This is a genomic window from Rhizobacter sp. P2_H2 (genome assembly GCF_056403375.1).
Window position 1 is genome coordinate 1 of the sequence record NZ_JBFUFP010000164.1, and the last position, 7,948, is coordinate 7,948.

The 7,948-nt window shown below is 61.8% G+C and carries 9 protein-coding genes; 5 read left to right on the forward strand and 4 right to left on the reverse strand.

Features of this window, described 5'->3' with window-relative positions:
• Both AC1D15_RS11650 and AC1D15_RS11655 read left to right on the forward strand, forming a co-directional pair.
• A partial coding sequence (locus AC1D15_RS11650; RefSeq protein WP_477826096.1) for a helix-turn-helix domain-containing protein occupies positions 1-672 on the forward strand: 672 nt, incomplete at its 5' end.
• 108 nt (positions 673-780) lie between these two features.
• The gene (locus AC1D15_RS11655; RefSeq protein ID WP_477826097.1) at positions 781-2,196 is read left to right on the forward strand and encodes a hypothetical protein; all 1,416 of its coding nucleotides are present in this window, start codon (positions 781-783) and stop codon (positions 2,194-2,196) included.
• 6 nt (positions 2,197-2,202) lie between these two features.
• Here the strand turns inward: AC1D15_RS11655 and AC1D15_RS11660 are convergent, their stop codons facing one another.
• Positions 2,203-3,051: a poly(ADP-ribose) polymerase family protein gene (locus AC1D15_RS11660; protein ID WP_477826098.1), complete on the reverse strand. Its 849-nt coding sequence runs from the start codon at positions 3,049-3,051 to the stop codon at positions 2,203-2,205.
• Positions 3,052-3,159: 108 nt separating this feature from the next.
• The gene (locus AC1D15_RS11665) at positions 3,160-3,561 is read right to left on the reverse strand and encodes a GFA family protein (protein ID WP_477826099.1); all 402 of its coding nucleotides are present in this window, start codon (positions 3,559-3,561) and stop codon (positions 3,160-3,162) included.
• Between AC1D15_RS11665 and AC1D15_RS11670 the strand changes: the two genes are divergently transcribed.
• Positions 3,560-4,600, forward strand: a complete 1,041-nt coding sequence (locus AC1D15_RS11670; RefSeq protein WP_477826100.1) for a hypothetical protein — start codon at positions 3,560-3,562, stop codon at positions 4,598-4,600. The two genes, AC1D15_RS11665 and AC1D15_RS11670, sit on opposite strands and share 2 nt — an antisense overlap.
• Before the next feature lie 18 nt (positions 4,601-4,618).
• On the opposite strand, the gene AC1D15_RS11675 is transcribed toward AC1D15_RS11670, so the two are convergent.
• Together AC1D15_RS11675 and acpP are read right to left on the reverse strand one after the other, a co-directional pair.
• Positions 4,619-5,263 (reverse strand): uracil-DNA glycosylase family protein, encoded by a 645-nt coding sequence (locus tag AC1D15_RS11675; protein ID WP_477826101.1) that lies wholly within the window; start codon positions 5,261-5,263, stop codon positions 4,619-4,621.
• 14 nt (positions 5,264-5,277) lie between these two features.
• A complete protein-coding gene (gene acpP, locus AC1D15_RS11680) occupies positions 5,278-5,640 on the reverse strand; it encodes an acyl carrier protein (RefSeq protein ID WP_477826102.1) in 363 nt (120 codons plus the stop codon).
• A 297-nt stretch (positions 5,641-5,937) separates the two neighbouring features.
• Here acpP and AC1D15_RS11685 point away from each other — a divergent pair, with 297 nt between their 5' ends.
• Entirely contained in the window at positions 5,938-6,597 is a 660-nt protein-coding gene (locus AC1D15_RS11685; protein ID WP_477826103.1) for a hypothetical protein, read from the forward strand.
• A 68-nt stretch (positions 6,598-6,665) separates the two neighbouring features.
• The coding region (locus AC1D15_RS11690) for an ATP-dependent nuclease (protein ID WP_477826104.1) at positions 6,666-7,948 on the forward strand (1,283 nt) is incomplete at its 3' end.

The following is a 7,948-nucleotide window of genomic DNA, read 5'->3' on the forward strand; positions in this document are numbered from 1 at the left end:
GTGTTGGTAGCGCCTGCGGCATCAAATACGGCCCCACTTCCATCGCTTGCCGTCTTCGGACACGACACACCCTATGGGCGGCTGCTCGGCGACTATCTGCTGGGGCTGCGCAGAGGGGGCTGCGACCTCACTTACGGACAAAGCCAGGCCACGGTTCAAGCACTTGCCCAGCTGGTCCTGGGCAGCAGCGGACACGGCGCGGACGCACAGGCGCCCCTCCACCGAACCAAGCAGGCCTTGCAAAGCCAGGTCAGGCAATTCATCGAACAGAACCTGGGATCGGATTCGCTCGACGTGGAGGGCCTGTGCCGCCGCTTTGCCGTATCGCGGGCCGGCCTCTATCGGCTGTTCGGCACGACGAGCCCGGCGAACTACATCCAGCAGCGCCGCCTGCAGCGCGCGTTTGCGATGCTCATCTCTCCCGCCTTTCGATCGTGGCGAATTCTCGATGTGGCTGTCGAGTGCCAATTCGCCGGTGATGCTGCGTTCATTCGGGCGTTTCGAAGGGAGTTCGGCCTCACGCCGGGCGATGCCCGCGAGCTGTCGGCTTCCGCGGTTTCAGGCGCACCGCCCCGCGGCCATGCGAATGGCCATCCCTGGCCCGATGCAGAGGCCGTCCACTGGATCAAGCAGCTCACCAGCGCGATGCCGCAGCCGGCCTTGAGTGCGTAGTTGAGACGGCCGGCATGTTCCGGTGGAACGCGCGGCATGTGGCCGGCTTCGGATCGGGCGTAACTTGCATTCGCACCGATTCTGGTGCGACAGCCCAGGGAGAACTCCATGACCACCGCGCTTGGCCGGCCATCCGCTTCCATCTTCGATCACTGGCAGCTGCACGTTGCCTACGTCACCACAGACGGCTCGATCCTCGACGACTACTACGACAGGCAGGCGGGCTGGATGAGGCAAGACGTCACCGCCCGCGTCAAGGRAACGCCTACAACGGCCCGCGAGCTCACCACGATCGCGACCGACAACCAGTGGCACGCGATCTACCGCACCGCGAGCAACGGCCTGTCCCACTTGTATTACCGAGAGAACGAAGGCTGGATCTACGAAGACCTGACCGGGCTTGCCAAGGCGCGGGCGACGATCGGTGCCGCTTCGTTGGTCGTCACGCCGGGTCAATTGCATGCCTTCTATCGCGACGATCGCAACCACGTCTCGCACGTCTACTTCCGCAAGGGTGAATGGGTGTGGGAAGACATGCAGGCCGTCGTGCCGGGAAACCTGCCTGACGCTGACGGAGACCCGGCGGCCATCCACGCCTATGAGCAACTCCACGTGGCCTACCGCGCAGGCGACGGCCAGCTGGGCCACTTCTATCACGACAACAAGAAAGGCTGGGTGCGGCAGGACATGATGACCCCGGAGAATCGGGCGCCGCGGGCCAAGGGCGTGCCGGTCTTTCTGGCGTACCACAATCGTCTCGAGTGCTTCTATCGAGACAGCGCCGATCACATCGCGCGCCTCTATTTCGCCAAGGGCGGCTGGCGATACGAAGACCTGACGGTGGCCAGCGGATGCCCCGTGGCAGCCGCCGGGGATCCCACGGCCATCGATCACAGGGGCCCGCACATCGTCTTCCGAGACGCCGGAGGGCATCTTGCCGACGTGTCGATGCCGCAGGACGACACCTGGGTCTACCGCGACCTGACGCGCGAGAGTTCTGCACCGAAAGCCGTGAGCGATCCGGGTGTCGTCGCCCACGAGGGGCACTGGCACGCCGTCTTCGTCGCGGAAGACGGCCATGTCCACGATGTGTACTTCGACGGCACCTGGCACACCCAGGATCTGGATGCGCTGGCGAAGAACCCCGTCCCCATCGGAAAGGTGGCCGTGCGCAACAAGGGCGCGTACCTCGTGACGGTGCGCTTCGACTACCTTCGCAGCGATGGCCGCCAGCGCATATCGTCAGCGACCACCGGCACTCCGTTCCCTGTCGGCGAGACCAACATCAGCGACCCCGGTGACCATGGGGTTCCCGAGGGCGCGGAGCTGTGGGTAGAGATCCAGGCGACCCTGGGGGATTCCGCGCAAGGACATCAGCACTTCATCTATCAGAGGGGAGTTGCGCAAGTGGCTCGCTACCACTGCAGTGGCACGACGAAGGATGTCAAGCTCTCGTTCGATGGCGTTCGTCCTGGCACCGCCGAAGCTGCCGTGGACGCGACAGATTCCGAGCTTCAGGCCTGAGGCTCGTCACGGCGCCTCGTGCGGCGGCCACTTGGCGCGGCCCTGGTTCAGCTGGGCCGCGGCGTCCCCGTCCGCACCGAGCGACGGGATCGCGGCCAGCTTGCCGTAGACCTGCGGCGAGAACACGGCCTCGAGGTCGCCGACGTCGGCTTGCACGTTCAACGGCTGGCCCGTGGTGAGCTTCTTGTCGTCATGCGGGTCACCCGCTGACGGGTGCAGGCCCCAGGCGACATCGCGGCCCGGGCGCATCGCCGACATGCCTTGCGCGTAGACGCGCGTCACGCGCTCGATGCCTGCGTCGCCCGTGTTCCGCTCCGGCTCGAAGGTTCTCGGATGGACCTCGCCCGTCTGCGTCGACGCCTCGGCCCACTCGTCGGCATAGCCGCGCCGGTGCGCCGCGTAGAAGCCGCTGCCCTTGGCGGTACCGCTGTTCGATCCGATGCGCGACGGATCCAGGCCGGTGCCGATGATGGACTGGCCGGCCGCATGGTGGGTGCCGTGGTAGCCGACGAACTCGTAGCCGGCCTGCGTGAGTGACTGATGCGCCGTCGTGACGGCTGCAGCATCCGGGTGCTCGCTGAGCAGCCCGTCGCGCGTGCCGTTCAGCCAGGGCTCGTTGAGCTCGGGCCGCGCACGCGCCGATGCATTCGGCAGCGGCGACCGGGGCGCCATGTCGCCGAGCCGCAGGGCGGTGCCCGGCGGCGGGCGGTTGGTGAGGGTTTCCAGCTGGCCCAGGCTCTGCGAGCGGCCGCTCGGGCCGCGCGGGCGCTGCGTGGGGGCCGTGTTGTCCGACGGACTGGTGGAGCGGGGTGAGCCGATGGTGGGCGAGGGCGATCGATTGAGGCGATCCAGCATGGTCGCGTGCTCCTGCTGCGGTGAGGTCGATCGATTCTGGGGCGCCGATGGTGGCCGGCGGGGTGGCCAGCCGAAGCTGTGAACGGCCTGACGATGCACGGCCTGCAGTCATTCCTCCTCTCGCCGGGGAAGCGCTGCGATGTCCATGGCCCACGGCAGTGCCGAGCGGCACCAGATCTGCTTGCTCGGCACGAGCTGCCGGCGTTGATCGATGCAGCCGACTCTCAGCCCGTAGGTGTCGGGGGTCGCGAGGTCGTAGGTGAACAGCGGGGAGCCGCATTCGGGGCAGAACGACTGGGCGCGCTCGGCGCCGCTGTCGGCCGTCTTGATGTAGACCTTCGGCGTGCCGTGCTCGAGCACGAAGTTTTCGCGCCGCGTGCCGACAGAGACCCGGTAGGCGGTGCCCGTCAGCTTCTGACAATCGGTGCAATGGCAGATGGTGACGCGGGCCGGATCGATTTCCGCGCTGTACCGGATGGCGCCACAGTGACAGGAGCCGGTGATCTTCATGACTCGGCTCGGGGCAATCCGGGTGCCGGGGGCCTGCGATGACAAGGCCGGGAGCCGCTGCCTGAACAGCGCCGAGACCGGCGCACACCACATGAGAAGATCGCGGCACAACGAGGAGGGGGATTTTCATGACAGGAATGTGGTTTCGCTCGGCCATGGAGTGCTGCGACGGCGATCGCAGGTGCCGATGAAATTCTTGGCGGTACCTCCCTTCGGTCGAACCTTTTCGGCTGCCCTGCTGCTCCTGCCGGGCATGGCTCTGGCGATGGGGGGCGAGGGCATCGCGGCCGACCTCCTTCGATCCGTCGCGATCGTCCTGGTTTGGCTGATCGCCTGCATTGCCTCATTTTTCGGGAAGCGACGCCGCTTTGGCGGCGTTTGGTTCGCTGCCTGGGCCGTTCGCCTCAGCGTGCCACTGCTCATTCTTTGGGGAATCCATGTCGATCCGCTGATCGAGAAAGCCAAGGACAAGGAACGCGAGCTGGCGACAAGCGCTGCCATTGATTCGTTTCAAGCCGCGTGCAAAGCCCATGCACCCCAACCTCAGATCGTCCAGGTAGCCAACACGGGCTCGCCGAAGATGATCTTCATTGATGAGGTCGACCTGTTCGGCCCCGAGATCACCTATCGGTTTGTCGGCTGCCTGCTGAGGAGTTCTCCTGCTTGCCAGGGTCTGAAGGTGGAGGCCGTGGAGTGGGCATTGCATCACTCCAGCGGATTTCGCCCCTGCGAGGCAGGACCTGACCCCCAGCGCCCGGGCCAATGCCTTCCCGAATTCCATCGCACCACGCTCGACGCCGGGCGGGCCCAGGTCGCATCGATCGACAAGCCGATGTCCGAGTACCGCATTCGGGTGCGACAAGAGGCACCCGCCGTCAAGGAGGACCAGGTGCGCAGATTCCAAGTCACCTTGGAATCGATGGACACGAAGCAGGTTCTGGCTCGCAGTGAACTGCTGATGAGCTGGGTTTCACCTCCGTGCCAGGACGTCGTCGCCGAGGTATCGAGCATGCTGACTCACAGCTTTTCAGGCCGGTGAACGGCTGACGCGCCTGTACTACCTCAACATCAACAGCCGCTGCTTGAACAGCTGTGGGAATCGCGCGCGCCATTTCGCATTGGCCGGAGATGGGTGGGGCATCGGGTGCAGGCGCACGGTGTGCGCCAGCCCGGGCAACGGCACGTCGATGCTCCGCTCGTACTTGATGTCGCCCTGGTCCCAGAAGGCGTTGAGCTTCTGCAGGGTCTCGCCGGGCTGGCCGATCCCGAACCAGAAGAACGCCTCGGTCCCGAACGTCACGACATCGCGGCCGCCCCACTGGTCGTGCATGAACTGCAGCAGCAAGGGCTGGCACGCGACCCGCACCGCCTGGCTCCAGGGCTTGTTGCCCTTGGGCTTGAACGGCACGGTGCTCATCCAGAAGAAGCGCTCGCCGATCTCCAGCCTGCTTTGCTCGCTGGGCTGGAGTGACGGTGCGTAGAACTCCAGCAAGCCATTGCGCAGACGCTGCCCGGACTCGCCGATGAAGGGGAGGCCGCACTTCGCTTCCTTTTCGCCGGGATCCCTGCCGACGAAGCAGATGGCGGCGCCGCGCGGGCCGCGGGGAAGCACCGGGCGAAGTTCCGGCCCGTGCGCGTCGGTGTCCAGCTGTGCGTGGCCGCGCACGATGCTTTGCAACTCGCGGACGATCCCTTCAGTCATTCCGCGCCTTTCCGTCAAGCCTTCTGCTTCTGGGCCGTGAGCTGCTGAAGATGCGCGACGACCGTGCCGACCGTCGTGAGGCCGGAACAGTCGCTGCCGCTCATCTCCACGCCGAACTCGTCTTCGATGGCCATGATGAGCTCGACCAGGTCCAGCGAATCGGCCCTCAAGTCGGCGAAGAATCGGGATTGCAGCTGGATCTGCTGGAGCGGGATGCCCATGTGCTCGGACACGATGCGGCAGACGCTGTCTTCGATGGAGCCGGTGGGCTTGGGTGGATTGGGCTCGGCAGGGGGATCGGCGGCCATGCTCGGTGTGGGCACGGCGGTGGTGGCGAATGTGGCGAGGGCGAGGGAGACGATGTGGGGGCGGGTCATGGGGCTGCTGATGGAGACATTGCACTTGGAGAATTGCTGCAGCCGAGCACAGTCTCCGCAGTGATGTCATCCGCCACATTGCGGATGAAGCTGGCAATCATCGAATTGCATTGGGCGTGAGAATTGTCCGGGACTGCGCCCCTCACTCTGGATTACCCCGGGGGGTCTTTCTGGCAACCTCGCCTATGGTCAATGCGTTGACATCAACGCTCATCCATGGAATGGCTGAACAACTGGTACCGGCCTCCTCCTGCTTGGCTTGGAGCTTCAGTTGCACACAACTCGGGAAGGCTTGCGATGGATGACGACGACAAGGTCAGACGCAACTGCATGGCTGCAAGCAGTGCCGTTTTAGCTGGCTGGATGTTGGGTATTCAGCAGAAGGATGTTTGGAAGCGTATCTGGGGAGAAGAGATCACTGCTCAACCCTTTAGGGCGTGGCTCGTGATCTTGCTAGTTCTTCTTTATCTCTTCATGCGATACTTCTTCTCAGACGAGCGCCGTGAAGCGCATAGCGAAATGCTCCATGAATTCAATGCCGGGCGAAAGAAGACCGTCGTGTCTGGATTGAAGCAGGAATATCTAAAATACAAGCGCACAGGCTCTCCGGCAAGGCACTTCAAAGACGACGGCGCACGTGTAATGAAGGAGGCTGAGGAAGGCGACCCGACTTTTGCAGCTTTCCTCCCCACATTCGGTAGTCCAGGCGCACTCCGTTTCACAAACGGATCACAGGAGGGGATCATTCCGATTTCCTTAGTTCCAGATGATGTGGGGCAACTACGGTCGATCGAAATCGAGTTCGAAGTAGATCGGCGACTGCGGATCTATTCAGCGACCTATGCAACACTGACAATGCTGATTTGGTCAAAGGGATTAACGGAGATCCTGATCCCTATATCTCTCGCGTTAACAGCCATCGCCTACTCGTTTTACAAAATAGCTGGAGCTTGGTAGCCAATTTTAGCAAATGTAAACCGCACCAATATTGCTGATTTATATTTCACTGCAGAGGAAGTTAGATCGTGGACTACAGCGAGATCAACACCATCCGGGGCCAGTACCAAGCAGGCATGTGGCCACAATTTCTACAAATGGTGCAAATCGACGGTCTACGTGGATGGGCTGGTCAGTCTGTCGAGTTTAATTTTCCGGTAGTGGCTGTAGTGGGGGAGAATGGCAGCGGCAAGAGCACGTTGATGAAGATTGCAGCTTGTGTTTATGACAGCAAGGACAAAGAAAAGCGCTTTTACCCGTCTGCATTCTTTGTCGAAACACACTGGGACACCATCCAAGGCGTAAAAATCGACTTTCGCGTCAAACGCGGACCAAATGTCGAAAGCTTTAGGATGACAAAACTCACACAAAGGTGGCGAGTTCCCGACAACGCCCCCAAGCGAGATGTATTTTTACTCGATATCGCACGGACGCTTCCACTCGATGCGTCAGTGGGATATGCCAAGATCGCACGTTCTGCGGCGTCTGAAATTGAAAGCGCTGAAATCAGCGATGCATTTCGTGACCGTTTGTCCCATGTCCTCGGGCGCAATTACAGCAAAGCCAGATTCGCAACGTCTGATGTAGACAAGAAGCGCCAAGTTGGTTTGCTTGAACGAGAATGGGGAGAATTATCCCAGTTCCATCAAGGTGCCGGCGAGGACGCGACTCTTGATTTGTTTCGAACACTACAAGGCATTCCGGACAACTCCCTCCTGCTCATCGACGAAGTTGAAGCGTCCTTGCATCCGCGCGCGCAACGTCGACTCGTCCGCTTTCTACTTTGGTTAGCGCGACACCGCCGCGTGCAAGTAATTTTGTCGACGCACAGCCCCTTTGTCCTGCAGGAACTTCCCCAAGAAGCTCGTATCCTTCTTCTGCCTGGTCCGCAGGGTTTGAGTGTCGTATACGGAGTCTCGGCTGACTTCGCTATGAGCCGCCTAGATGACGAGGTTCACCCCGAAGTTCATGTTTTTGTTGAGGATCGCGATGCAGAGATACTTCTCCGAGAGATCTTAGCATCTGCAGAAGAGTCCGCAAAATTGCTAAATCGAATTGCAATTAATCCTGTCGGACCGGCGAATGTTGTGGCGATGCTGGGTGGACTCGGGAAGGCCGGCAAGCTTCCATACAAATCCGTCGCCATTCTCGATGGTGACCACGCAGATCCTAATTGCCTCGTCTTGCCCGGAACAGTCGCACCGGAGAGATTGATTTATTCTGAACTGAAGGCAAAAGGATGGCCGAACTTGTCTCAGCGATTCGGCATCGGGGCCGGAACTCTCTTTACTGCCCTTGATGACGCCATGTT